Source organism: Candidatus Nitrosocosmicus agrestis, from assembly GCF_008389435.1.
GTDB lineage: Archaea > Thermoproteota > Nitrososphaeria > Nitrososphaerales > Nitrososphaeraceae > Nitrosocosmicus > Nitrosocosmicus agrestis.
Genome location: NZ_VUYS01000021.1, coordinates 37,949 through 62,533, shown reverse-complemented (window position 1 = coordinate 62,533; position 24,585 = coordinate 37,949). Strand labels below are relative to the sequence as shown.

At 36.4% G+C, this 24,585-nt stretch carries 24 protein-coding genes; 6 read left to right on the top strand and 18 right to left on the bottom strand.

All coding sequences use genetic code 11. The features are described from left to right. Positions 1 to 308: 308 nt before the first annotated feature. Entirely contained in the window at positions 309 to 611 is a 303-nt protein-coding gene (locus tag F1Z66_RS12815; protein WP_195907539.1) for a hypothetical protein, read from the bottom strand. A 157-nt stretch (positions 612 to 768) separates the two neighbouring features. Next, entirely contained in the window at positions 769 to 1,647 is an 879-nt protein-coding gene (locus tag F1Z66_RS12810; RefSeq protein ID WP_149864020.1) for a manganese catalase family protein, read from the bottom strand. Positions 1,648 to 1,944: 297 nt separating this feature from the next. Between F1Z66_RS12810 and F1Z66_RS12805 the strand changes: the two genes are divergently transcribed. Continuing rightward, on the top strand, positions 1,945 to 2,127 hold the full coding sequence (locus tag F1Z66_RS12805; RefSeq protein WP_149864019.1) for a hypothetical protein: 183 nt from the start codon (positions 1,945 to 1,947) through the stop codon (positions 2,125 to 2,127). Between the two features lie 238 nt (positions 2,128 to 2,365). Beyond that, on the top strand, positions 2,366 to 2,737 hold the full coding sequence (locus tag F1Z66_RS12800) for a DUF6766 family protein (protein WP_320410719.1): 372 nt from the start codon (positions 2,366 to 2,368) through the stop codon (positions 2,735 to 2,737). Positions 2,738 to 3,479: 742 nt separating this feature from the next. Here the strand turns inward: F1Z66_RS12800 and F1Z66_RS12795 are convergent. Next, a complete protein-coding gene (locus tag F1Z66_RS12795) occupies positions 3,480 to 4,418 on the bottom strand; it encodes a transcription initiation factor IIB (protein ID WP_149864017.1) in 939 nt (312 codons plus the stop codon). A 676-nt stretch (positions 4,419 to 5,094) separates the two neighbouring features. Here F1Z66_RS12795 and F1Z66_RS12790 point away from each other — a divergent pair. After that, the gene (locus F1Z66_RS12790; protein ID WP_149864016.1) at positions 5,095 to 6,357 is read left to right on the top strand and encodes a glycosyltransferase; all 1,263 of its coding nucleotides are present in this window, start codon (positions 5,095 to 5,097) and stop codon (positions 6,355 to 6,357) included. A gap of 227 nt (positions 6,358 to 6,584) precedes the next feature. Here F1Z66_RS12790 and F1Z66_RS15660 read toward each other — a convergent pair whose 3' ends face one another. Continuing rightward, a complete protein-coding gene (locus F1Z66_RS15660; RefSeq protein WP_154670566.1) occupies positions 6,585 to 6,758 on the bottom strand; it encodes a hypothetical protein in 174 nt (57 codons plus the stop codon). 288 nt (positions 6,759 to 7,046) lie between these two features. On the opposite strand from F1Z66_RS15660, the gene F1Z66_RS12785 reads away from it, so the two are divergent. Both F1Z66_RS12785 and F1Z66_RS12780 read left to right on the top strand, forming a co-directional pair. Then, positions 7,047 to 7,331, top strand: a complete 285-nt coding sequence (locus F1Z66_RS12785; RefSeq protein WP_149864015.1) for a hypothetical protein — start codon at positions 7,047 to 7,049, stop codon at positions 7,329 to 7,331. A gap of 128 nt (positions 7,332 to 7,459) precedes the next feature. Then, positions 7,460 to 8,026 (top strand): uracil-DNA glycosylase, encoded by a 567-nt coding sequence (locus F1Z66_RS12780; protein WP_230207560.1) that lies wholly within the window; start codon positions 7,460 to 7,462, stop codon positions 8,024 to 8,026. A gap of 228 nt (positions 8,027 to 8,254) precedes the next feature. On the opposite strand, the gene F1Z66_RS12775 is transcribed toward F1Z66_RS12780, so the two are convergent. The 12 genes from F1Z66_RS12775 to F1Z66_RS12720 form a co-directional block, all read right to left on the bottom strand. Then, complete coding sequence (locus F1Z66_RS12775) at positions 8,255 to 9,754, bottom strand: NADH-quinone oxidoreductase subunit N (protein ID WP_149864013.1); 1,500 nt, start codon at positions 9,752 to 9,754, stop codon at positions 8,255 to 8,257. Positions 9,755 to 9,776: 22 nt separating this feature from the next. After that, entirely contained in the window at positions 9,777 to 11,876 is a 2,100-nt protein-coding gene (locus F1Z66_RS12770) for an NADH-quinone oxidoreductase subunit 5 family protein (protein ID WP_149864012.1), read from the bottom strand. Positions 11,877 to 11,886: 10 nt separating this feature from the next. Continuing rightward, positions 11,887 to 13,701: a complex I subunit 4 family protein gene (locus F1Z66_RS12765; RefSeq protein ID WP_149864011.1), complete on the bottom strand. Its 1,815-nt coding sequence runs from the start codon at positions 13,699 to 13,701 to the stop codon at positions 11,887 to 11,889. Between the two features lie 102 nt (positions 13,702 to 13,803). Continuing rightward, on the bottom strand, positions 13,804 to 14,106 hold the full coding sequence (gene nuoK / locus F1Z66_RS12760; protein ID WP_149864010.1) for an NADH-quinone oxidoreductase subunit NuoK: 303 nt from the start codon (positions 14,104 to 14,106) through the stop codon (positions 13,804 to 13,806). Then, on the bottom strand, positions 14,090 to 14,611 hold the full coding sequence (locus F1Z66_RS12755; RefSeq protein WP_149864009.1) for an NADH-quinone oxidoreductase subunit J family protein: 522 nt from the start codon (positions 14,609 to 14,611) through the stop codon (positions 14,090 to 14,092). The genes nuoK and F1Z66_RS12755 overlap by 17 nt, the downstream gene beginning before the upstream one ends. Continuing rightward, the gene (locus F1Z66_RS12750) at positions 14,601 to 15,101 is read right to left on the bottom strand and encodes an NADH-quinone oxidoreductase subunit I (protein ID WP_149864008.1); all 501 of its coding nucleotides are present in this window, start codon (positions 15,099 to 15,101) and stop codon (positions 14,601 to 14,603) included. Before F1Z66_RS12750 ends, F1Z66_RS12755 begins: the two co-directional genes overlap by 11 nt. Further along, complete coding sequence (locus F1Z66_RS12745; protein ID WP_149864007.1) at positions 15,098 to 16,399, bottom strand: complex I subunit 1/NuoH family protein; 1,302 nt, start codon at positions 16,397 to 16,399, stop codon at positions 15,098 to 15,100. Before F1Z66_RS12745 ends, F1Z66_RS12750 begins: the two co-directional genes overlap by 4 nt. Further along, the gene (locus F1Z66_RS12740) at positions 16,399 to 17,478 is read right to left on the bottom strand and encodes an NADH-quinone oxidoreductase subunit D (protein ID WP_438502948.1); all 1,080 of its coding nucleotides are present in this window, start codon (positions 17,476 to 17,478) and stop codon (positions 16,399 to 16,401) included. Before F1Z66_RS12740 ends, F1Z66_RS12745 begins: the two co-directional genes overlap by 1 nt. Positions 17,479 to 17,564: 86 nt before the next feature. Further along, entirely contained in the window at positions 17,565 to 18,137 is a 573-nt protein-coding gene (locus tag F1Z66_RS12735) for an NADH-quinone oxidoreductase subunit C (protein ID WP_149864005.1), read from the bottom strand. Continuing rightward, positions 18,137 to 18,652 (bottom strand): NADH-quinone oxidoreductase subunit B, encoded by a 516-nt coding sequence (locus F1Z66_RS12730; protein WP_149864004.1) that lies wholly within the window; start codon positions 18,650 to 18,652, stop codon positions 18,137 to 18,139. Before F1Z66_RS12730 ends, F1Z66_RS12735 begins: the two co-directional genes overlap by 1 nt. A 61-nt stretch (positions 18,653 to 18,713) precedes the next feature. After that, positions 18,714 to 19,046 carry an NADH-quinone oxidoreductase subunit A gene (locus tag F1Z66_RS12725; RefSeq protein ID WP_149864025.1) on the bottom strand — a complete coding sequence of 111 codons (333 nt, stop codon included), beginning with the start codon at positions 19,044 to 19,046 and terminating at the stop codon, positions 18,714 to 18,716. Between the two features lie 824 nt (positions 19,047 to 19,870). After that, positions 19,871 to 21,079 carry an NAD(P)/FAD-dependent oxidoreductase gene (locus tag F1Z66_RS12720; protein WP_149864003.1) on the bottom strand — a complete coding sequence of 403 codons (1,209 nt, stop codon included), beginning with the start codon at positions 21,077 to 21,079 and terminating at the stop codon, positions 19,871 to 19,873. Between the two features lie 315 nt (positions 21,080 to 21,394). On the opposite strand from F1Z66_RS12720, the gene F1Z66_RS12715 reads away from it, so the two are divergent. Beyond that, complete coding sequence (locus F1Z66_RS12715; RefSeq protein ID WP_149864002.1) at positions 21,395 to 21,709, top strand: hypothetical protein; 315 nt, start codon at positions 21,395 to 21,397, stop codon at positions 21,707 to 21,709. A 92-nt stretch (positions 21,710 to 21,801) separates the two neighbouring features. Here the strand turns inward: F1Z66_RS12715 and F1Z66_RS12710 are convergent, their stop codons facing one another. Continuing rightward, positions 21,802 to 22,674: a fumarylacetoacetate hydrolase family protein gene (locus F1Z66_RS12710; RefSeq protein WP_149864001.1), complete on the bottom strand. Its 873-nt coding sequence runs from the start codon at positions 22,672 to 22,674 to the stop codon at positions 21,802 to 21,804. Positions 22,675 to 22,686: 12 nt separating this feature from the next. Further along, positions 22,687 to 24,582: a glutamate--tRNA ligase gene (gene gltX / locus F1Z66_RS12705; RefSeq protein ID WP_159357483.1), complete on the bottom strand. Its 1,896-nt coding sequence runs from the start codon at positions 24,580 to 24,582 to the stop codon at positions 22,687 to 22,689. Positions 24,583 to 24,585: the final 3 nt, after the last annotated feature.

Genomic DNA, 24,585 nt, shown 5'->3' with positions numbered 1-24,585 from the left:
AAACCGTCAAAATATAGATTAACAGCAAATACGATATCTTCCATAGAAGTTCTATGTCTTATTTGGTAAATCATGAATAGTAAGTGCAAATCAAAGCTATGGATTTTTCGTTAACTTTACAGAGCCAAAAATAACTATACACAAAGAGACATTAATCACCAATGTTGACAAACATACAATATTTTATTTAAATTGTGTTATACAATCACTGTTGCTAATAAGGTAGATAATAATAATAACAATAACAATCTGAGGAGGGATTATTTGTTGGAATCATTGAGATCATTAAGGTTACGTTGTTAACAATATCAGATGTGTGCTATTTGTTGAATTAATTTCTCTTTCACAATTAGTACGGGACTATTTTCATCTTTTGTGTCATACAGGATTATCCCCATGTCAACCATCTCATTTATTGCACTTGTAAAGTGTTTTAATATTTCATCACTGATATTCCCTTTTTTATCGGTTTTTACAAATCGCTGAAAATAAACTTCGAGTTTTTCATGCATTTCCTTACTAGAATTAAAGGTATTGTTTCGCTGAGGCTCCTCATTTAAAATAAAGTATAAAGAAGTCATGATTTTTTTGATTGCATATGATGTTTCCATTTTAGAGGATGTCTTATTTTGGAAGTTCATTATTATTTATTCCAAAAGAGAAGTAAGTGGTACTTTTGTTTACTGTACATACTTGTCTTTCTTTGGCAGATCAAATATTCAGATAATTGCACTAAAGATTTATCCAAATTCATTAACCTGGCTACCCTTATTGTAATTTGTTAGCCAACTCCTTCAAATCAGAATCTAGTCCTGGAGAGAACTCTTGTGGAGTTTCTGGCATGTTTGGTATATCGACGCCTTGCGGAAAACCATCAATAACTTCTAATTTCCCACCATCGTCAAATGGAGAATCACCTTTGAAGATTTTATCAGGCAATGTTGTTTTACCTTTATTAGAAAATGTCCACATAACGTTGTGAAGATTGTTACTTTCTAAAGCCTTTACCTTTGGCATATCAGAAGTATCTATTCGAGGGACAGGAAGTGATTTTCCCCAATCTACACCCAGCGTTTCCAAAGCTTTTGCAAAGACTTTCTCATGGACCAAATCTCTGACAATCAAGTACGATACCGTGGATCTAAAGGCCTTATTATGGCACATTTCGTAAAGTCTACACTTCTGTAGCCTGCCTGTCGCTTCAAGCATCAAGTTATACAACATATTAAGGACCAAATTACCGCTGTTGTAGACATAGGAGGCAGACCAGGGGTTTCCTGCAGCATCTACAGGACTGGCACTTTGGGCCGCGACCAGAAAGTGATGAATATTTGGTGATTCCAAAGCTATCTCCAATGGAAGATCATTTGGATTGTTGGAAGTTCTTGAGGCACCATCCAGAAGAACATTAATCGTATTGGTAATCTGCTCAACATGTCCCATTTCCCCAGCTGCCATGCTTCTTACAAGGTCCTGATACGGTTTTGCATATCCTCTGAAATTCATGTTTTGGAAGAAATATTGCATCATGGTACGCATTTCTCCAAACTGACCTCCTAGGCCTTCCTTTAATGCTTGAGCAGCTTTAGGATCGGGTTTGTCGGCTTGGGGTATTGGATGAGGTAATCGGTTTACTGCTAGGAACATAATTTTTTTTGAACATCAAATTATATAATATAGTACTTGTTTTAGTATTAAAATAGTCACCTTCAAGGTAATAGCACGTTAAAAATAAATTCCAACAATTGACGTTAGCTTTTGGTTAGGCTGATGAATGTCATCAATGCAGTTGAGTCTATATGCTTTTTTGTTTATAATTTGGCAATCAAAATCATTATTTGTGTAAATTCGCAATTATTAATCCAATCCATGGATATACCAAATTTGTTTTTGTGCGGTAATATGAGGATATTATTATCTTTTGTTAAATAATAACTATTGCTAATGAGCAACAACAATACTGAAGAAAATAATAAGAAGGATAAACAATTGCAATCAGCACAGGACAATCAAAACCAAGTTGGTGATGCAGAGAATAATCCCGAGACTTCAGGACCAACAGACAAAGTAAGAGAAAGTGCATACGAAGACTCGGATCAAGAAGATAAAAAAAGCGAACCTGCATAAATATTAGTAGTCATATCACTAATCATTTGTTGCAGATTCAGAGATTTATTTTTCCATCGGATTTGTAATTCAGTAATTGTTTTTTACAAGACATACTCAAATAGAAACAAAAGCATACTATGGAAAAAATGTTTAAGCATTATTTAAGAATTATGAATTCTATCCTAACTTGATGGATGTTATTTTTTTAATAATTATCTTTTAGTCGGTTTATTTATTATGTGATACACGTCTTGTTATAAGAGAGTTTAAGAAACGTGGATACCTGTATGTAACTATCAGTTTTTTTGCTGTGTCTTGGCTTATTCATGGAATAACTGCATACAATCAGTATACAGAAGAACAAAAAGAACATGATCAACCGATCATTATGAATAGTTTTTGGAATGAGTTTATTCGACAGACTATGGAGAATTGGCAATCAGAGTTTTTGCAATTATCCTGGCAAGTTGGAGGTTTGATGATATTGTATGCAGTGGCATCACCAGAGGATAGAATAGGAGATCAGAGAAAGGAGAAAATACTAGAGAAATTACTTCAAATTCAAATGGACCAAAAAGAGTTTGAGAAATTTATGAAAAATATCAAGGAGTACTATCCAGATAAATGAGATAATTCAATATCTACTATATTATGTAAGTAGTTTGAACAAAGTGATTGTAATCACATTTTTAATACTTTAAGGAGGATTTTCTGATTTACTATAAGAATTCTAACTAATATATACCCACATTCATGTAATGAAATATGGGTACTCGATTTGTATCCCCCATAGATTACCATAGTTATAAAGCATGTTACATATAGAATATTACAAAAGGATGGTCCGGGTTTCTATTCCGTTCACCGGATCATTATTGTGGTAGAGGGGAAAAGCCAAACACGGAATTGGCTGATAATAGCCCCTCTATCGTAACATTCCTTCCATAGGTAAGGGAACATAAGGATGTTTTTTTAGTTTAATACTTTTGAGAGGATTTTCTACAATTACTACAAACAGATAAAATAATAATTAAAAAACTACCTCAATGATCAGTTTAATCTTATCCACATCTATTTAACCCAACCATTATTCAATCACCATCGTAAGAAAAATAACGAATTAGGATGTTGTCCTTCAGATGCTCTAACTAGGGAGATCACCTTCAAGTTGCATCTAATTGACAAATATGTTGAAAATTTTCTGATTGGTTTTCGTGGTTCAATCGCCACCACATAATATTCTTTTTACAAAAGTACAGAATCTTCTTAGAGTATTAGATTCGTAACAACTCAAAGGCTTATCAGTGCTTTGTTTGAATATTGCATTAAAAAAATGTTATTTAGAACCTGGAATTTTAAAAAAAATAAATTTATTTGGGGATAGCGATGCTTTCGCTGATAGATAGTAGAATATCCAAATCGTGACGTAAAGTAACTTCAGTAACACCAGCAATTTCTGCAATTTTAGATTGAGTTATTTCCTCATTATTGTTTTTTGATGAAATGTAAATGGCAGCACCAGCTAATCCCATTGGATTCTTCCCTGCAAATACTTCAGTCTTCATAATTGATACCATCAACTTTGTAGCAGCCCGTTTGGTTTTTTCTGATAGTCCACAAAGATTACCTATTTTAATGACCTCTTTAACTGCATCCACCTGTGGAACCTTCAGATCCAGTTCAAACATTACTTTGCGATATATGCGAGCCACTTCCTTTTCCTTAGTATTTGCTATCTTGGATATTTCTCTCAATGATCTAGGTATACCCATTTCTCTACAAGCTATGTAAGAAGCAACTGCCAAGGCGCCCCTTATTGTCCTTCCCTTCACTAATTTCCGCTCTTGAATTTTTCTGTATAGATAGGCTACCTTTTCAATAGCAGGTTCAGGCAAACCGAGTGCATCTTTCATCATGTAAAGCTGTATGAAGGCAGCTTGAAGATTCCTTTTAGCAGAATCATTCGTCTGGGTCCTTGCATCCCAAGTTCTCCACCTACCGATACGGCCTCTCATCGACATTTCTATTTGTCGACCAGAAGCATCTCGGTTTATTTTACCAATAACGGTTGAGAGGCCTCGATCATATTTCGCCAAAGATGTTGGTGCACCAGTTCTATCTCTATAATTAATCTCTTCAGAATCCGTGCTTAACCAGTCGACATTATCTAAATGGAATTTATTTGTAATTACGCTACCACAGGCCGTACAAATAATTTCGCCTGATTCTTGATCGGTAATTATATTAGTTTGTTTATTGCATAATGGACATAAGATAGATGATAACGAATTCATTAATTTTTGACTCATTTTATTTTCCTCCACATTTCGAGTCTTTATTATAAACCATCACCTGCATTTTATCGTTTCCATTATGAAAATCATTATTCAGCGGGTTAATTGATTACTTTTTTTTGGTACTTTCTGCTTACAATGTTAAAATTTATAAAATATGATAGATTATAATATAAAATATACATGTTTTTAGCACCACAAAGCCGGAAAGGTTCAGACTGGTTCTGATATCCACCCATCAATGAACATCGCCTTTTCAATAACAGCCCTAATGGATAATATATGCACAGGCATATGTAGATGGTTGAATACCTACAAATTTGCAATATAGTATGCAATGTTAAATTATCATATATAAAAAATATATGGACTTCCTGATCTAAAATCTTAACTTTAGACTGTTTTTATAACAGCACCATTGTTCTTGTTTATGATACTTTATTTTTTTAATCCCTTTAACATAGATATAAAATTTTATGCACATATAACTTCGCAGTGATAATAGTTTGAAATCAAGCATAAATATATCAACAAATTCATACTTCTTGGGTTATTTAACAAATAGAGGATCTTTAGTAAGATTAATTGCCACTGAAATGGTTAAAGATAAAGTAAATTTCCACTTACATGGTTTTCAGGTGTTGGAATAAATCCAAGGCTTAAAGTTCAAAACTAAGGAAGATGAAATAGATTGAAAGTAAACTTTGTATATTCGGATCTAAATCCTTGTGGCGGAGCAGAAAAACTATCGTTGATTACGATGCAATCCTTCATAGAACTTGGAATTAATATTGATTTAACTTCATTAGAATTCCCAGATTCAAAAAGAATTCAAAACGCATTTGGTAAAGAATTGGCCTCCGTATTAGAGTGCATCAGAGAAATCCATATTCTAGATACGTTTAACGAAAAAAGTATAGAAAAGAATATTCTCAACGACTATAAGTTGGTGTTTAACTCTCATGGTGATATTGACCCATATTATCATAAGAGTCGGAATAAATTTAATACAATTACATATTGCCATTATCCTACTGCAAAGTTTTTGATAAAATCAAGAGACGAAGAATATCTTGAAAGATATCTAAAAATATCAAGATTCGAAAGATCTGGTGACAATGGCATAGAAAGCATAACAATACCACGTTCAAATAATCAGGTTAGCTTGTTACAAATCAATAATAACAAGCACCTTCAATGGCTAGAGCAAACATATGATAATATGTTAATGAATTCATCCTTGGTTACCAATTCCCAATATAGCCATAATCAGATTACCAAGACATTAGGGATATCAGATACTATGGTAATATATCCTCCTGTTGATGTTGATAAATTTCGAGACATGTCTTTAATTCCATCGCTAAATAAAGGGATTAAGGAAAATGATATCGTAGTTATATGTAGGATCGACCCGGCAAAAAAAGTCGAAAACGTCATTTTTTTGGCGCAAAAATTGAGAGAAGCAGGAGTCAATTTGAAAATAACTATTGTAGGTAATTTGGATCCATATCATCACTACTACTATAAGAAATTGAAGAAGACTATTATTGATCTGAATTTGGAAGATAGGATCTTTTTTAAGACTGATGCTAGTTTAGAAGATCTATTCGTCATCCTAAGTAAATCAGGAATTATTTTTCATCCAAAACCTGGGGAACACTTTGGCATTTCCATTGTCGAAGCAATGAGTGCTGGATTAGTGCCTGTTGTCCCCTCAGTTGGCGGGCCGACTGAGTTCGTTCCAATAGAAAATCAATACGACTCAATTGAAACAGCTGTTAAAATCATACAAAAATTTCAAAATATAAAAGATATTGAAAGGATTAGAACAAGTAACTCAGTAAGACAGTTTTCCACACAGTGTTATAAGGCAAAAATAAAGAAGCTCGTACTTGATTTACTTAATGGGATAGACTATACTTCTTTTGGCGTCTATCACAATTTAACATAATATTGAAAATTTATTGGCTTAGCAGACTTGCTACTAAACTGAGCAACAATATTGATATGGTCTCAAATTAGTTTAAAGGTCTTGTAAAATATTCTCTAAATTTGATTTAAAATAAGAGATTTACTGGTTGTTCAGTCGATTGAATTTAGGAAGATAATATAAAAGGTGATTAGTATGTAGTCGTACCTGGAACATAGTAAGAAAATAAAAATATAAAGGTTTATTTTTTAGGCCCTATCGCCCTCTTTAGCAATCCTTTTCCTGGTTTGTTCATCAGCTGCTTGAAGTTCTCTTTCATCATGTGGCGGCTCTCCACCTGCACGTCCTCCTCGCGCTCCTGTTTCTTTGTTGGCTGAGGCCAATCCTCTACTACTATTTTTGTCATTTTTATTGTTTGACATAAGAATTGATTTCTCTACTTTCAATAATTTTAATTTAAGATCGCTTAAATCAAATAAACATCACCTTGATGAACAAGGGTTTTTTTATATTACCGTTAATTAAGACCACTCAAATATAGGAAAAAAATCAGTTTATACTCAGTCTAAGGTTTAAAACAATTATAGTTTTTTTAATTCGGTATATAAATTATAAAAAACGTATATAGTAATTATTTATACTTTCTTACGTTTTAATAAACAATGAAGATAATATTAGTCATTTTTTCAGTATTGAGCAGTTTTTTGATAATGGCTCCCTCAATGGTCTCAGCACAAAATTCTAATGACAATGCCACTGGGAATGACCTCAATAATGCAGGAGGTTTGTCTCCAGAATCAGTAGATTTAGCCACATCCAACGGAACTAATCAAGCGCTAAACACGACAGATTCTTCGAATAATGCAGGAGGTTTGTCTCCAGAATCAGTAGATTTAGCCACATCCAACGGAACTAATCAAGCGCTAAACACGACAGATTCTTCGAATAATACAGGTGGTTTGTCTCCAGAATCAGTAACAGAAGCGAAATATTAGTTTTTGCATAAATAATACAATTGCTCCAAAACTTTCTTTTTGACTACTCATATTTTTTAATTATATTTACGAAAGGCTTATCACGATGCATTTTCATAAATCAATAGTTGGATAATCGTGTTGATACTTTGGAAAGTATTAGTAAACAAGTTGTCAATTGCCTCCTGTGTGATTTGGCAAAGTCCCGTATAAACGCAGTCCCAGGAAATGGAGACATTAAATCCAAAGTAGTTTTTGTAGGAGAAGCTCCTGGAAAAAATGAAGATGAAACAGGTGTGCCTTTTGTTGGAAGTGCTGGCAAGATTTTGGAAAAAGCTTTAAGGGAAGCTGGGTTTGATAGGAAAGAAGTTTACATAACAAACGTAGTAAAATGTCGTCCACCAAATAATCGCATTCCAAACGAATTTGAGATTGAAACTTGTACTTCAGCCCACCTTAAAGTCGAATTACAGGTACTATCACCAAAAATTGTTTGTATATTAGGGGCTACAGCGCTAAAATCTCTGCTAGGATTAGGACATATGACATTATATCGAGGCAAAATTATTACTAGACCACCGTATAGGTATTTTGTCACATATCATCCCGCCGCTACAATATACAATAACAAATTGAAGGAGACTTTTGATTCAGATATCAAGAGATTGTATAGTTTGATCAAGGGTGAAAATAAGACTTTAAATGATTTTGCCTAATTTTTAAATTTTCTATGAATTCCATATTCATGTTTATGAACTGGGTAATACATTTTAAGTATCAAACCTGTTTTATCCAACCCTGATGCAGTCAATTCGTGGAAATCTATCTATAGATAATTACATTTCTGTTACAGAATTAAAATAAAAGACGTTTAAAATCAATTAGTAAGTTCATCTTTCTGGATTCATCAAAATTAAAGGGAGATAGAATTTGAAGATTTGCTACTACCGGGCTGCAATCAAATGAGTCAAATCGTTTGGCACAGCCATGGATGCCAGGTCCAATAATGGACCATACCATATGCCGAATAAGACCATGAAGCCAAGCGCAAACAAAAGAACAGCAACAATAGGACGCGGTTCCTTCTGCCTTATTCTGTTTTCTCCTTCTTCCATGTACATCTTTCTGATTATCCATATGTAATAGCCCAGCGATAATGCACTGTTAAGAACACCGGCTATCGCAAGGTATGGAGCCCACCAAGCTTGATCCCCAGCGTCAATGGCAGAACCAAAAATCAAATATTTACCCCAAAATCCGTTAAGGGGAGGAACTCCTGCGAGAGAAAGTAAAGCAACGGCAAGTACCAATGCTGTTATAGGCATTCTATATCCTAGACCCCTGTATTTTTCAATAGTGTAAGCACCAATTGTAATGATTACAGCGGCGGCTGCCACAAAGGCAGCAGACTTCATTACAGCATGATTTAATATTTGCAACAGGGATGCGTCTAGTCCGTAATTTGTATACGGAGCTACTGCTAGACCAATTAAGATGTACCCGGCCTGCGCGATACTAGAATAAGCCAAGATTCGTGGAATACTTTTTTGTGTTAGAGCACCAAGATTACCCAAAGTCATTGTGAATATGGCAATTATAGCAAGAGTAATAGTCCAATGGACATTCAAAGCTATTAACCCTATTACAATAACCCGTATAGCAGCCGCAAAACCTGCCTTTTTGGTACCTGCAGCCAGCAGAGTGGCAATCGTCGTTGGAGCCCCCGAATAGGTATCTGGCAACCACATGTGGAAGGGAACCAATCCCATTTTGAACCCAAATCCTGCTATGAATAGCGCTACGGCCAACAGGGCAAAAGGCATCAAATCAGGATTTAGGGTAGTCATGCCCACCACAGAGTCATAGATGTTGGTAGTTCCAGTCAATCCATATACGATTCCCATACCCAGAATTATGATAGCTGAAGAGAGTGCCCCAAACAAAAAGTATTTTATCGCAGCTTCGTTTGAAACTGGATCCCTTTTTGAAAATGCAGCCAGTGCGTAGGTTGGAATTGACATAAGCTCCCATGCAACCAATAGCATTACAAAGTCTGTTGAATACCCAATGAGTATCATACCAATGCTAGAAAGCAATATCAATGAATAATAGGCAGCGTGATTGCTCTTCTTCTTCATATAGCTCCATGAGGAAACAGTAACCATGATGGAAACTATCAAAAAGGCAATTGAGAAGAATGCCCCAAAAATATCATCCGCAATCACACCATTATTAGTAAGAGACAAAGCCGGAAGATTTTCACCGGTAAATATTCTAGATATGACTACTGCTAATGCTAATGCTAATGCACCAAAGGCAATAGCACTATAGACTTTATTCTTTGAACCTCTCTCTTTGTTAAGGGCATCTAGAATTGGTATGAGGAGTGCTACACTGCCTAAGATTATTGTTACAAGTGCGGGTGTTGAGAAAATATCTATCATTTTTTTATCTCATCCTCCCTCACTAACTTAGCAAAAGCATTGTAATGACAATAATGCCCGCTGAAAATACATATAGATAGATTTGTACATCTCCGGATTGCGCCATCTTTGCCACTTTAGACATAAAAACCATAGAGTGCTGTACGGATGGATTAATACCGTACATTAGTAGATGCTCAAAGTACTTGTTTACTCTCCTGTAGAAGCCAAGTGGAATAACCACTCCCATCCAATACAAAATGGAGTTAAGGTACCATCGGTTGTAAAGAAATCGCCATAATCCTTTGGATACGACATTTTCGTTGATCTTTGCAGGGTCTACTGATCTACGGATGTAAAATAGATAACCCAAGAATCCACCTACACCAAATGCCGTAACTGAGGCTGCGACCGCCACGGGATTCATTTCTGAACCACCTGATGTTGCTTCGTGTTGACCTTCTCCTTCTACTGTACCTGTTGTATCTTGGACCTCTGATAATGGTATAACACCATTTTCTGTAATTCCAAATGTACTGGACAAGTAAGTCGCAAATACATGATGCAATTGGCCTTCAAAAGCAAATCCAACCAGTCCTATCACCACTGATGCCACGGCTAAAACAGCAAATGGAAGCCACATAAGTTGATTGACTTCTCTGATACGATGACCTTTGTTTTCCATGTTTACAATATTTTGGCTAGGCTTTCCAAAGAATACCAGTCCGACCATTCTAAAAGTGTAAAATGCAGTCATCACTGCTACAGTTACCGCAATAAAGAATAGATAGGATGAAAATTCGTAATTGCTATCCAAAATTGAAGCAAAAATGGCATCTTTACTCCAGAATCCAGAGGTTATTAGCGGAGCCCCTGCAAGAGATAAGCTAGCCAAAAGCATGAAAATATAAGTTCTTTTCATATTTTTCCTTAGTCCACCCATATCCGTCATAAATCTAGAATGCACGGTATGCAGTATCGCACCTGCTGCCATGAACAATGATGCTTTGAATAGCGCGTGACTTATCAGATGGAAGAATCCCGCGGTATATCCATCAATGAAGTTAGTTGTTAGTCCTGCAATCCCCAAAGCCATCATCATATATCCAATTTGTGAACCTGTAGAATAAGCAAGGACTTTTTTTATTTCAGGGTTTACCAAAGCTTGCGTAGCCAACAGCATCGCGGTTATTGCTCCAACCCAAGCGACTATTTCAAAGAACTGTTGCATATTAAAGACAGAAAGTGCAAAAAACAGTGGGCCAATTCTAGCCACTAGAAAAACACCTGCCTTTACCATAGTAGCAGCATGGATTAATGCAGAAACAGAGGTAGGACCAGTCATCGCCTCAAGCAACCACTCATTTAATGGAAATTGAGCTGACTTACCTATCGCACCTCCAAATATTAGTACAGCGGCAGGGACCAGGAGGTTCTGCTGCATCATCGCATGAGCCCAAGTTTGATCAGTTAAAAGTTCTCTAAATCCAAACGTTCCTGAATACATAAAGATAAGGAACATTCCAGAAAGCATCATTATGTCTCCAGCTCGGTTTTGCAAGAATGCTTTAATTCCCGCATGTGTTGGAGAAGTCCACATGGGTATGCCCCATACGGTGTGACCTTCTTTGCCAACATAGTCTTTTTTGCGATCCTGATACCAAAATCCAATCAATGCGTATGACGCAAGTCCAACACCCTCCCAACCAAAGAAGACCATCAAAAGATTATCAGAAAGTACAATAAGCTGCATCGATCCTATAAAGAATAACATAAAGAACCAATATCTTATCAAAGACTTTTCTTTATGCATATACGAAATAGAATATACAAAAATAGCTGCAGAAATCCAGGCCACTAGATTACTCATAATAATTGCAAGTGGATCAGCAAGCACTCCAGCATCCAAATTCAAAGCCGAAAACCAGGGAATCTGACTGTGAATTTCACCATTAGATAACCCAACAGGAAGTATACTTAATGCCAAAAATGCACTTAATAACGAAAACCCAACTGCAACATAACTTTTCAGTTTTTCATTCTTATTTCGTAAAATTGGAATAAAAGCTGCACCAATAAAGGGTAGCATCCAAATGAGCCAAGCATTTACACCCAATCCTTCAAAACCAATAGCGCCAACCATCTCACATCACCTATATTGTTACAAAGGAAACCAATTGGTTGCCCGAAATTAAATGTGTCTTTTGCGCCGAACCAAAATAAGAAACATTAGTAACGTTACTGGTGCTTTGTCCTTGGTCAGGAGATACGCCGGCCTGTCCCACCGGCTCTTGGCCGGTTCCGGCCTTAATTTTGACCGGAATTATTTCGCTTGGACTATGATCATATAGACTTTCAACATATCCTATAATTGGCTTGTAAAACAAATCAGGATATAATCCTAGAACCAGTGTTAACGAAGCCAAGATTCCCATAGTTACCAGAATATACATACTCGAATCGCGTATGTTTTTTAAAGTTTCTGGAACTACACCATAAAAGATTCTTTTGTACATCCATAGAATATAGGCAGACGTCAGTATTGTGGCAGTAATCGCCAAGGCAAACGAAATTGCTTTGAGTGAACTCCAATCAACTACTGCGTTTTGCAACGCCCCATTAAAGAGGACCCACTCAGACATAAATCCACTTGTGATAGGCACACCTATGATAGTAAGTCCTCCGATCATAGCAAAAACAGCAGTGTATGGCATTTTACCCCCTAAACCACCAAGTTTATCCATATTTCTTGTTCCGGTCTGCAGAATTATAGAACCTGCCATCATAAACAATATCCCTTTACCTAAAGCGTGTGTGACAAACATGAAAATTGCCCCGCTAATTCCGAGCACACTTTCCGAACCGATTCCAAAGAGAAGATAACCCATTGAACTGATACTAGAATATGCCAAAACTCTTTTGATGTCTTTTTGCATGAGAGCCATTGCCCCACCATAGATCATAGTAGCCAACCCCCAAATGTTGACGTAAATACTATAATCAGTATAATTTCCAGGACCAGAAAGTAGTTCGATCCAGAGTCTAATCAATCCATAGGCACCGATCCCCGTCATGACTGATGAAATCAAAACGGTAATAGGGGTAGGAGCATCAGTATACGAATCAGGTAACCAAACATGGACTAAAAATGCGGCCAATTTCACACCAAAGCCTATAATCAAAGAAGCAACAATGACAGCTATCCAAGCAGGTGGAATTTGTGAAACATTTGCTTTAACAACATCGTAATCAAATCCACCACTCAGAAATCCCATTGCCATAAGGCCAAGTAACATTACAACTGCTCCAACATGAGCCCAGAAAAAGAACATTATAGAAGTTCGCTTTCTATTTCCATATCCAAAGAAAGCAATCAAAAAGAAGGAGGGAACTAACATTAGTTCAAAGAATACATAAAATTCAAAAAGATTGGTGGCCAGTACAGTCCCCAACATACCCATGGCAAAAACCAAGTATAGTGTATAATAAAGAGCCAATTGCTCATTCAGATAATTTTTCTGATCCGCATTTAAAACAAGAGTAGATAACGATTTACCATCTGTTGCAGAATAGCTCTCATTCTCAACGTCATCAAATTGAGATTTATTTCCTAACGAATTCTTAACTTGGTCAAATTGAATTAATATTTTTCTAACCATATAAGGTTTAGAATATATGACAATTATAGTCGATAACAGATAAATTGTAATTGCGAATGGAATACTCAAACCATCTAGCTTTAATCCGAAATGACCCAACTGACTCCAATCAAAGATTTCTTGATAATTGCCTCCAGACCCCAGGCCAATGGACGGAATAATTACAAGTATTGTGGAGATAGCCAATATTCCAAAAGTCAACCACGTTGTAATGTTTATTCCCTTACGCTTACCTAAAAAATAAACTACCGGAGATAATATCAAGGGCATAAATGTTGCCACCATAAGATAATAGGAAGAATCCACCATCTACATTCTCTTGCTCCGAATACCCTTACCTCAACGACAGTATCTCCTTTTATATATTATACGGTTGGACAATAAAAAAAAGAAATAACTTACTAAAAAAAACTAGTTCTTTAGATTTCTAAACTCTGTAATATCTATGTCTTTGTAGAACCTATATGCGATTATAATAATTCCAAGGCCTACAGCTACTTCTGCAGCAGAGATCGCGATTGAAAAAAGGACAAATATTTGACCTTGAGGACTTGGTAACATCCTGGAAAACGCGATCAGTGCCAAGTTTACAGCGTTTGCTATAAGCTCGATTGAAAAAATCAATCTTAAAGCATTACGCTTTACAACTAAACCATAGATCCCGATAGATACTAGGATTACTGCGATATAAAGAAAATCAGTTGGTTGATTCATTTTTCTCCTCTATATCCTCCCTTCGTGCTAATGCCATGGCACCGATGACAGCACCTGCTAATGTAAGCGCCAATGCTATCAATACCGGTGAATAATAAGTTAATAATTCTTTCCCAATAGCTTTGACATCAAAAACTGGTGCAGTATCATTAAACTTTAGCTGAGTGGCTGTAGAGCTGCCTAGTACAGAGCTAGCTAATCCTAAGAACGCCAAGCCAATTAAAATACCTGCAATCTTTCTCTTTTTTGTTTCTTTTTTAGTTACTGTATTAGGTGCCCGTACTAACATTACAGTGAAAATAATAAGAACAGCGACTGCCCCGACATACACAGCTATTTGAAACATTGCAACAAAGGGTGCATCTAAGATGATAAAATAACCAGCTATACCGAGCATAGAAATGGCCAAAGCTATTCCTCCATAAAGTAACTCCCTACTTTCTAATGAAAGAATTGCTGACCCCACAGTAATTATGGATAAACCAACAAATACGCTATCTACCATGATGAGCACCGCGTTTACCTATTTTAATTTCCACATCTCCATCGTATTTTGGCTTTACAGAAAGCTGAGCAGGAGTATATATCAAATGAGATTTTGTATATGAGGCCAGTTCATAATCATTTGTCATAAAGAGTGCATAAAATGGACAAGCATCTACGCATAATCCACAAAAAACACATTTACCATAATCAATCTGAGGCATGATGGATTTTTTATTCTGTTTCCATTGTTCATCAACCTTTGGCATTGTGATTGCTTCAGCAATTCCTTCGCATGCAATAGCGCAAAGCTGACATCCAGTACACTTATCATGAAAGAGGATATGTCTACCCCTCGTTCCGGCTAATCCTACGCCTTTCTTTGGGTCGAATTGATATCCATCACCGACAAATTTCAGCTTTTCTTGTGGATAGCGGAACGTAAAGCGTTTCATAACAATATGCTTTGACCCCGATTCTAATGCTTTAATAAATCCAGTTGCAGTATTCATCTTGCTGAAATCATTCCTCCCGGTCCGATAACTCCACCATAAATCAGCATCAATACAACGAACAGATTTATGAATGTTAAAACAATTAGCTTATACCACCCAGTATGCAACAAGATATCGATTCTGATTCTAGGATTGATACCCCTGATTATCAAGAACAAAAATATTATTACTATAGTCTTAATCAAGAACCAGAAAATACTGTTTACAGTCACCGGATTGTAAAGGCCATCAAGCGCCAACATTTGTAACAAAGGCAAATTAGAATCATGAGCACCTGGAATTAGCTCCTGTGGGAATATTTGTGGGCCGTACCATCCCCCCATAAATAATATCACAAACAAGCCAGCCAGTGCGTATAGTTTAAGATAACTTCCTAGTTGTATAAGGCCATATATCATTCCACTAGTCTCAGTTAACCAACCAGCTACAATTTCACTTTCTGCTTCTGGCAAATCAAATGGAATTCTTTCAAGTTCTGCAAGTGAAGAAATAAAAAATACAAACGCGTTAATTGGCATAATAAAGATATTCCAAAATGCTGTTTGAGATCTTGCAATATCTGACAAATTGAGAGATGATGAGAGTATTACAACAGGTATTGCAGAGAGAAAGAATGGAATTTCAAAGGCAATCATTTGATGTAATGCTCTAAGCCCACCAAGGAATGGATATTTGCTATTGCTGGCCCAAGAGAACAACAACGCGATTAGTGGGAAGAACCCAAGAATGGCAAAAGCCGCTATGAGTCCAACATCTACGTCGGCAACAACCCATCCAGAAGCAACTGGAATCAGTGCTACAACGGCTGCAGCGGTCGATACAAACGCAATTGGAGCCAACCAAAAGATAGGTTTATCGGCCCCAGATGGGACGATAATTTCCTTAGTAAGCAGCTTCAGACCATCAGCAAGCAACTGGAATATTCCTTCTACCTTACCAGCATACAATGGACCCACACGTAACTGCATTTTAGCAAGTAATTTTCGTTCTACGAATATTGTTGCTGCTGCAATCAAAGCTGCAAATGCAAAACCTGGAAAGACGGCTGCCCTGAAGATATCAAGATGCATAAAAAATTGAATCACAGGCAAGGTTCTGGAAGGATCGACCATCATAGAGAAGAATAGATATGGTGTAAGGACTTGGCCATCGACTTCAGGTAATGGTACATAAAACAATACGAAAAATATGATTGGAAGAATAAGAAGTGTTACCAATACAAGTACTACAAATACCAACCATACTACGCTTCCAACAAAATTTCCAAATCTGAAATCAGGAGTTAAGGAGCCCATTACCTATCAGCCTCCACAGGCCAGTAATTTAATGACCAATATACGGCAGGCATATCACCTAGTTTTGATCCAGTGAGTAAGAAGGGTAAAGCGAGCAGATTTCTAAATGAACCAACTGAGGCTTTTACCCTATAGGGTTTAGGAGATCCATCGCCTACTAAATGATATCCTAACGCACCTCTTCCCGATTCTACTCTCTTATAGGTTTCTCCCGGAGGGTTCTTGATGTTAAATTGTAGTTTCTCTCTGACAGGTCCTGATTCGGGCATCTTGTCAATTATTTGTCTTATTATATGACAGGATTCACGCATATCGAGCATTGGAACATAAGCTCTTGCAAAAGAGTCACAAGTTTTCATATACTGAACTTTAAAGTCAAGTTCATCATAGATATCATAAGGTTCAACCTTTCTTACATCAAACGGAACACCCGACGCTCTAAGAACAGAGCCAGTAACTCCCAACCTTATTGCATCCTCTTTACTCAAGATTCCAACACCTTCAGTTCTTTGTCTCAAGAGAGGATTATTATAAAAAATATCATCATATTCATTCAATCTCTTTTCAAAGTAATTGACTTGAGAGAGACATCTTTCCTTAAAGTTATAAGGAATATCGGCCCTCGCACCTCCGGGAATGTTATATGCGTTTGTAATACGCTGTCCTGACATTCGCTCCAATAAATCAATCAATAATTCTCTATCACCTGCTGGCCACATGAACATCGTAGAATGTCCTAAAAATATACCATAAATAGCAAGCCAGTACAAGGTGTAAGAAAGCCTATTGAGTTCAGACGCCAATGCTCTCAGAAACTGACCTCGTCTTGGCACCGTAATACCAACCAAATCTTCAACAGCTAAACTATATGAATAGGTTATATTGCATGAGTCATGAATGACGGGACGCTCTAAGTGAGGAATATTCTGAAAATGATTTCGGTATTCACACATTTTTTCGTGTCCCCTATGGACATAGCCAGGGTCAGGATCAACAAATACAATGTAGTCTCCATCAACTTTTATCGTGAATCTAAAGTGACCAGAACCAGGATGCTGAGGTCCGACGCTTAGGGTCATCAACCTATCTTCCTCATTCTCTTTTGTTATTTGAAGAGACAGTTTTTTTGCCTCATCAATAATTCCATCTAAATTACTCATTCCATTTATCTCCCCTTGATCCTAAAGTCCTTCCTCAAAGGAGGTATATCTGCCCAATCCTCAGGCAAAATAAATCGCTCATTCCTTGGATGCCCCAAGAAATAAACTCCGAGCATTTCATATGTCTCGCGTTCATGATACTCTACGCTTGGAAATATATTTATCAAACTGTTCGATTTTGGGTCATCCCTATTAACTCTTGTGGACAGAATAACAATGTAAGGATAATAATCAATATTGCTATAGGAACCCAAGTGATAGTTTAACTCAATTTCGTTATCAGCAGGATAATCAGTTCCTGATGCTGATTCGGCATGATCAAACCCATGATTGTTTCGCAAGAACAGGGCCGTCTCCACGAGATTTTCCGGAGCCACCATTAATTTGGAGCGAAACTCTTTTTTGTAAACGACTTTGACTTTTTCACCAAAGTTGATTGAAAGAGAAGAGATTATTTCTTTAGACAGAGGATAATTGTCATTGTCCCTGACTTCAATCGCTTGAGATTGACCGATATTATTATTATTATTTGAATTTGAATTTGAATTTGAATTTGAATTTGAATTTGCTTTTTCCATTATTTTATTTTCGACCTTTTAATTTTTTCTTGCAATAACATGGTTCCTTGAATCAAAGTCTCAGGTCTCGGAGGACATCCTGGGACATATACATCAACAGGAATAATACTGTCACATCCAGGCAAAACATTGTAAGAGTCAAGATATAGTCCGCCAGTAATAGCACAGGCCCCCATAGCTATTACATACTTTGGTTCTGGCATTTGATCATAAACCATTCGCAGCCTAGGAGCCATCTTTCTTGTTACGGTTCCCTGAACCACAATGAGATCACATTGACGCAACGAACCAAATGCCTCCAGAACACCAAACCTTTCAGCATCATAACGAGGGCTAGACACTCCACCGAATTCTACACTGCAACATGCAGTCTCCAAGTGAACAGGCCACAGGGACCAAACACGTCCCCAGTTAATAGCATATCCTAAAGGTTCATCCAAAGCTTTGACAAGAACATCACCTAGCTTTGACACTAAAACATTAAAATTGGTAGGGTTAACGAGATCTTTTATCATACCTCTACACTTGGTAATCTTTGAGAGTTCAAGTTATTAATACCTATTGTGCTTTGCCATTTTACCAAATTCCTTTCCTCCCTGCCAAAAACAGTGCATACCCCATTGCTGCAAACATTATACCCAGAAATCCTATCATCGGTAATGTTGCTTCCCTTGGAATTGAAAAGAATGTAGTACCCCACGCGTACAGGAAAATAGACATTACGTCAAAAACAACGAACATCAGGATATACGAATAATATTGCATCATGAAATGTGATCTTCCTCCTCCTGAAGGAACTTGACCACACTCCATTGGAAGGAATTTAACCGGATTATATCTTCTCCTGGTCATCAATAAACGGGACAAGACAATTGAGGGAACTCCGGCCAAGATTCCAAATCCAAACAAGTATAAAATTGGAAGAAATTGTGTAGCGGTTTCTCCTGCCAAATTAAAAGTGGCTGAGAATAGAAGATATAAATATCTTATTGTTAGGCTGACGGCGTTTGTAACCAATAAAATGAATCAAGATACAGAGAATTTTTTTGGTCACCCAGCGAAATGACAAACCAAATTACAAAAGTCCCTGTGATAGCAGATATCGAATAGTTAGGCAGATAAGCAACCCCCTACCCACTTGTATTAAAATACGAATTGATAGTCCAAAAAAAAGATATAGCAATTGTCTTAGATATAACTCCTCTAAGGTGAAAAAAACCGCGCAGTTAACAAGAGGGTAGTAAATAATTCCTTTATAAGCAAATTTGATTATTATATAGTATATTTATGGTTGATTCATTATAATATTGTGATACATGTATCTCTTTTCATCCCCTCTACAATGAGTCAAATTCTACTAAAATACGATATAGTAATTATAGTAATAATATCAAAAAATATATTTAAAGAAAATACCCTTATTTTTTTGATACGTCTTCTTACATACTTGTCTCCAAAAGTATGATTGACATATACTGTCCCCTCCCGTTACCTCATCGATTTATTCAATTTGAGTCTAAATAATCCCCAGCACAATGAATTTGCAAATCTTAACCACCCTTATTGAAGAGTCAAGTACATATGTACTCACATCGTGGAGGCTTTACAAGCAGCTGAATTACCATTTTGGCGGTGAAAAGATAATGTTAACGCCTTTTTTTGCCTATCAAATAGAATCTGATGGGAGTGGATGCTGAAATTAGTATCAAACTTTCAATTCTGTTTCCAATACATCAAGTGTTATTATTCTTATTTAGTACAAGGCTAAATAGTTGCTTTGCTATCAACCTTGGGTGATTTAAAGCAAGTTTTAACATCTTAGAAGCAGTAAAATCAGATTTTATAAAGTCCAAGAATTCATCTATCGACAATCCTTTTATTATTTCAATTTCTTTGTCCCACTCCGAATCCGATAGCCCTAGCCATCTTCCTTGAACTTTTAGCGCAGATTTTATTTTTTTTTCTAAAATCTCCTGGTTTGCGGTCTCATAAGGTTTCAAAGATTCGGCTGTAGAATTAGAATGAAGAGACTCTGCCCCTATCTTTCCAGCCAATCTACCAAACTCTATCGCATATCTTATTCCCTCTAGCACAAGTGGATTAGCTTGACCCACTGTGTCTCCAACCATGATCAGCCCATCAAAAGTGCATTTTGTTCTCAATCCTTGGTTTGGAATAAGACCATAGTGAAGCTCGAGTGGTTGTATTTTGCCCAAAGCCGTGAGTGGAGGTTCACGATTCTGAATAATCGAATTTAATTTTTTCAACGGATCTACACTAGAATCGGGTTTTCCTATGCCGACACCTATTCTTACCCTGTTTTTAGACAAAGGAAAAACCCAGGCGTACCCTGCTTCAGAATATTTGTTGCCAACCATTAACACCAAAGTTTCTGCGTCAACACCATCACAATAACACTCATATTCGGCACCCACACCATAGCGCTTCCATTCCGTTACTAATCCGAGTTTTTTTGCAACGACACTGTTAAAACCCGATGCATCAATGACAAGGGTAGACTCGACATCCAACTGCCCTTGTGGAGTACTAACCCTAAGTAAATTAAATTTATCATCTTTTTTATGCGAAACATCAATTACTTGGCTTTTGATATATATTTCACAACCTTCAGAAGCAGCCAAACTAGCAAGCAATTGGTAAGTTTTTTTTACATCCAGAACACATGCAGAATTTTTATCCCCTGAAATTTTGATTTCGTTGCCTGGCGATATGAAAGAGAAGTTTCGGATCGGATTAAAATATTGGTCTGTAATCCCAAATTCATTCATCTCTTTTATCCAGCTAACACCACTTGTTCGTACATTATGGCCGATGGAGGGATCTTTTTCAAAAAGAACAACTTTTGCGCCATGTTTTGCTGCGGCATAGGCGGCCGAAAGTCCAGCAGGCCCGCCCCCCACGATAGAAATGTCATATCTCAAAAATTGATTTCACTCTAAATCAAAGTTTTATAGTTTTATAGTTTTGTAAGAGTGCAATAATTGGACGTTTAGGTAAAGGTAGATAAATAAATTGTCTAGGCATTTGGAGCCCGAACCTGATAAATTTAGCAGGTATCTCGTTTTTTATTTACCTATTCATATGGCAAATGACATTAGATTAGTCAAATAGATATACAATACCTTTTTTTGTCATCATATAAAAGACAATCAACTCAAAATAGATATTTGGTAGTCCAAATTCATATTGATATTGCATGCTAAAACAGAAATAACTATGGGCTTGTTAAATTAACTATGTTTCTAAGGAAAAAGGATAACAGTCAAAATCCAACTAAAGAAACAAAGATTCTTAACAATAATTTGAAGCCCATAATAAAGTCAATCGAAGAAAGCAGCGACGAGCAAAGAGAGATTGTAAGGAAATTTAGATTGGAGATGGAAAACTTTGTAACTGAAAGATCCCTTGAAAGTTGTGTTAAAGCCCTAAACCTTTCTATGCAATTAGCAAACATTCGAGAGCAACTATTAGAAACCTACAAACAATACATATCCATACTAGAATCTGAGCTAAAAACATCACTAAAAAATAATGGTGATTCAAACAAGTAAATAAAAAATAGTATTAGTAGAAGTAGTACTCGTCCCATCACCTATATACAGATACAAGAGAAAACCTACTTTGTAAATGTACATGAATTCAGTTAAACGAATTGAATCTTGTTTCTAATCGTACCGAGGCATTCAATAGATATTTCAACTATATCATCTTGTTTTAAATACCGTGGCTCCTTCATTGACATGGCAACACCAGCAGGAGTGCCTGTTGAAATAATATCACCTGGTTCGATAGTCATCAGATTGCTCAGAGATGAAATTATTTTCTTTATGGGAATGACCATATTGCTGCTTGATGAATTTTGTCTAATTTCTCCATTGACCTTAGTTGTAATTCGCAAATTCTGAGGATCTTTAATTTCGTCTTTTGTAGTAATCCATGGTCCACATGGTGCAAATGTGTCAATTCCTTTGCCACGCGTAAACTGTTTGTCACGAAACTGAATATCTCGTGCAGAGACATCGTGAAACACCATATATCCAAAGATAGAATCAAGAGATTGTTCTTCAGATACCTTTTTCACTTGAGATCCCATAACAACTGCGATTTCTGCTTCATAGTCTAACCTTTTCACATACGAAGGAGAAATTACATCACCGTGCGGAGTATTCAGTGCAGTTCTCGGCTTCAAAAATATGACTGGCTCTTCAGAAGGGGTAAGTCCGGCGTCCCTGGCATGATCGTAGTAGTTAAAAGCAAGACAAATTATTTTCGGTGGATCCGGCAAGGGTGCTAATAACTCTACTTCTTCTAAAGAGAGTCCACCATCCATTTTTAAATCACTGTTTGTTATTTCCGCCAACCATCCATCAAACAAAAATTCTTTTATTTTAGGCGGGATTGGAATTCCAGTGTCCTCTTGGATATGTTCCTTTGTAATTATCCTCTTGAAATCATCTGATACGATTCCATAAGTTTCCATTGAATTTTTTTTTAGTCGTATTCTAGCTATTTTCATTCTGAATATTTTTCACCTATGAGTAAAAACTGCAGTTTTATGGTCATCAATCCTACAAAAACCGTACCGTACGAATTGAATAGAGGTTCCAACAGGAAGTGTTGAGGCATAAGACTCAGCATATCCAGTATCAACTATCAAATTGTTTTCATTATAGTTGTCCCCCTTGTAAAGAGGCAGTGGTTTTAGGATAGTGAAACTTACCTTGTCCATATCAGAAACCCATTGAATTTTTGGAATACTGTGACTTATTTCATTTCCAACATTTTTTGCAAGAATTATTCTTTCATTAGTTTTATAATCACCATTATCAGTGGAATCACCATGTTTGTCATTGGTGGAATTTTTTATTGATAAAATCTCAATATTGCACAGGTCCATTAATCTTAATGTATCTCCAGTTTTAATTCTAATTGCATCATCGTTAGATATATAAATTATATTTTCAACCGACACTTGTCTTCGACCCATATCCAAGGTCGGGTGATTTTTAAGCTCGGTTGAATTAATACCCAATGAATCAATTAACAGTTTAACTGGATTTCTAACGAAAAAGAGCCTCAATGATATAGGATCTAATAATTTGCGGTTAAAGGATTCTAGTATTTCGATAGAAGGTTTTGTTTCAGACAAAGTGATACTAAGTGAGAGTACGAATTTTCTAATAGCCTCTGGAAGAAAACCCCGTCTTTTTAGAGCCAATAGTGTAGGTAACCTGGGATCATCCCATCTATTAATTACCCCTTGCTCGATTAGAGGAGTAATTTTTCTTTTTGAAACCGGAATACCTTCGAATTCAAGCCGAGAAAATTCAATTAATTTAGGCTTAACTAAACCAAGGTTATCTAAAATTGAATAGTATAGTTCATTTCGCAATTCATATTCTTTTGTTCTTAAGGCATGTGTTACTCCATCCAAACTATCCTCGATTGGAGCTGCAAAATCGTAGGTGGGCCATAAAGAATACTTTGTACCTACCTTGGGATGATTGCCACCCTCTATTGACCTAAAAAGCGTAGGGTCTCTCATTGCGGTATTTAGACTCGCCATATTCCCCCTGTATCTTAAAATAGATTTTCTGCTTTCGGGTTCTGACAAAATCATACTTTGGAATTTAGCCAAGTTATCTTTAACGGAGTTAAGTGTACAATCACAGGCTACGGACTTTATTCTATTTTCTTTTATCAGTTCGGGTGCGCAAGTACAAACATATGCAAAATTCTTTTCAATAAGCTTTCGGGCATAGTCATAGAGTTTTTCAATATCATCAGACGTATTCTTGATCAATTGAGGTTTTACCTGTAACCAATCAAGACCATCCCGTATTGCATCATAATATTCAAGTTTTTCCTTCAGCGGATTCGTATCATCATAACGTAAAATCAACTTGCCGTGATATTTCTTTGCATATTCCTCATCAATTATAGCTGCCTTAGCATGTCCAACGTGAGGATAACCATTTGGTTCTGGTGGAAACCGAGTCACAACGGCTCCATCTACTGCGTCTTCTAAATCAGGCAGCTCAAATTCCATAAATTTTTTGGATAATTTAGGAATTTTCTGAGATGAAACACCTTTATCAAGGGATTCTTCCAGTATTGCTTTTGATGAGGTAGCTGTACTAGGGCCTTTGCTAAGGCTGCTGTCATTGCTTAAATAGCTATTACCGCTGGTCAATAGCTCTTTATGTAATTTCCTTTTGTCTTCAATTGTTAACGGGTCAAGGGCTTTTACAATTTCTTTTATATCAGGAATAAAATCCTTGACATTTTTATTTTCTTTTAAAAATTTTGAAAATGAGAATGACTTTGAGATGACTACCTCTAATTTTATTATATTGTCAAAGTCTAAAGCATTTTTTAGAGCAATTATTTTTATTGTATTGACAAACTTTTCGTCTGGTATCAAGAT